We start from the raw sequence: 2,344 nt of genomic DNA on the forward strand, positions 1-2,344 counted from the left end.
GTTCCATTTGTCCTCCTTAAAAATATGACTTATAATAATCAAAAAAGTAAAATATGTTAATTATAATATGTCTAATTTTAAATTAAATATAAAAAATGTAACATTATGTAACATAAAGGAATAGATTATGAAAATAGGTTTTGTTAATGCTAAAGTTTTTACAGGTAAAAACGAAAATGATTTTATAAGCGAATTTAGTATAAAAAACTCCAAATTTTGTGAAATCAATAATGTAAATAGAAATGATTGCAATAAAATCATAGATTTAAAAAATGCCTGCGTTATTCCTGCATTAAGCGATACTCACACGCATCCAACATATGTATCACAAATAATAGATAGTCTAGCTTGCACTAAACCTTATGTGACAAATATTCCACAATTAATAGAATTTTTAAAAACTTCACCAAATTATGGTAAGGAAAATAAATGGATTAAAGGTTGGTGTTATGATGAATCAAAACTAGATGAAAAAAGAGCTCCTACTATAAAAGATTTAGATTTGATAAGCTCAACACAACCAATTTTTATATTAAGAAGTTGCTGTCATTCTTGCGTTTGCAATTCTAAAGCATTAGAGCTAGCAAATATTACAAAAGACACAAAAGAGCCTAAAGGTGGAAAAATAGGCAGATTTGAAGATGGCACTCCTAATGGTATTATGTATGATTTAGGTGCATCTATGTTAATTCGCAATGCAATGGAAAAAGAAAGCTTAGAAGATGAAGCAAAAAAATTAGTAAAATTAGGCGAAATTTATGCAAGTTTAGGAATAGTAAATATTAGCGATATGATGTGTTATTCTAAACCTTTAAAAGCTTATGAATTATATAAATTAGCAAAAAATATGGGTTTAAAACAAAGAGTTAGTTTATATCAAGTTTATAAAGACGCTAAAGAATTTGGCTTATTTAAAAGCTTAGAAGATATTAAAACTAATGGAATTAAATTCTTTGTAGATGGCACTATTTCATCACAAACTGCATTTACTCATAAACCTTATAAAAATAGCGACAATTATGGGGATTTAGTATGTAATATTAATGAAATTAAAGAAGCCATTGATTTTGCCAAAAATAATAATTGCCAAATAAGTTTTCATCTAATGGGAGATAAAGCTATAGATATAGTAATTGATAATCTTACAAGCTATGAAAATTGGTTAAAAGATTATCCTAGCGTTAGATTTGAGCATGCTTCTATGCTAAATTTAAAACATATTGAAAAAATAAAAAAGTTAAAAGTAAAAATTGCTATAAGCACACAACCAATATTTCAATACGCTGAATATACAAGCTATGAAGATGCGTTAGAAGATGATAGATTTAATTCAATTTGTGCTTTAAACACATTAAAAGAACATTTAGATTTAAGCATTTCAAGTGATGCACCAGCTACAATTCATCACGAGCCTTTTAATTTATTTGTAAGTATTAATGCAGCTGTTGTAAGAACTAATCCTAACGGCAAAAACTATAATAAAAATGAAGAAATATCAGTTGAAGATGCAATTTTAATGCTAACTAAAAACTCACAAAATATCCTAATGCTAAAAAATTGCACAACTATTGAAGATGGTAAAAGCGCTGATTTTATTGTCTTAGATAATGATATTTTTAGTATTGATAAAACAAAAATAAAAGATATAAAAGTTCATCAAACTTGGCTAAAAGGCGAAAGAATTTACTAATCCTTTTTCAAGGATTAGTTTAAATTATATTTTTCTAATAATTTTAAATAAGTTCCATCTTGCTTAAATTTCTCAATAGTTTTATCAAAATCATCTCTTAATTTTGTATTACCCTTTTTAAAAGCTAGGCTCATTCCTTCAATACTAGAAGTAGCAAAAACTTCTAAATTTGGATACTTTTTCATATAACTTTTAGCGACTGGCTCTTCCATTACAAAACCATCAATTTTACCATTTAAAGTAGAATTAATAAGCACTATATATTCTTCGTTTAAATACGGCTTAACACCTTTTAAATTAGTTATTTCGTCAGCTTGAAGAGTGCCTATTTTTGCCCCAATTATTGCACCATTTGATAAATCATCTAAAGAATTTATTTTATCATTTCCTTTTAACTTCAAATAATAATTTTTGCTATCAAATATGCTTTTTGTAAATTCAGCATTTTTAGCTCTTTGTGAAGTATAACTCATACCTGCTGAAATAATATCAATTTTACCCACTTTTAAAGCCGCAATAAGCCCATCAAATGGCATTGTAACAGGCTCAACCTGAATACCCAACTCCTTTGCTACTGCTCTTACTAAATCAATCTCAAATCCTACAATTTCACCATTTTCTATATAATCAAATGGTGGATAATCATATCCTGTG

Annotated in this window: 2 protein-coding genes; one reads left to right on the plus strand and one right to left on the minus strand. The window is 27.1% G+C overall.

Annotated elements, in window-relative coordinates:
* The first annotated feature begins 127 nt into the window (after nt 1–127).
* The gene (locus tag AVBRAN12642_RS09565) at nt 128–1,690 is read left to right on the plus strand and encodes an amidohydrolase (RefSeq protein ID WP_336606750.1); all 1,563 of its coding nucleotides are present in this window, start codon (nt 128–130) and stop codon (nt 1,688–1,690) included.
* A 14-nt stretch (nt 1,691–1,704) separates the two neighbouring features.
* Here AVBRAN12642_RS09565 and AVBRAN12642_RS09570 read toward each other — a convergent pair.
* A partial coding sequence (locus AVBRAN12642_RS09570) for a substrate-binding periplasmic protein (RefSeq protein ID WP_336608300.1) occupies nt 1,705–2,344 on the minus strand: 640 nt, incomplete at its 5' end.

It is taken from the genome of Campylobacter sp. RM12642, assembly GCF_020137635.1.
Taxonomy (GTDB): Bacteria; Campylobacterota; Campylobacteria; order Campylobacterales; family Campylobacteraceae; genus Campylobacter_E.

Coding starts and splice junctions, on each gene's coding strand:
- AVBRAN12642_RS09565 (WP_336606750.1), top strand. CDS start 128: ATGAAAATAGGTTTTGTTAATGCTAAAGTTTTTACAGGTAAAAACGAA.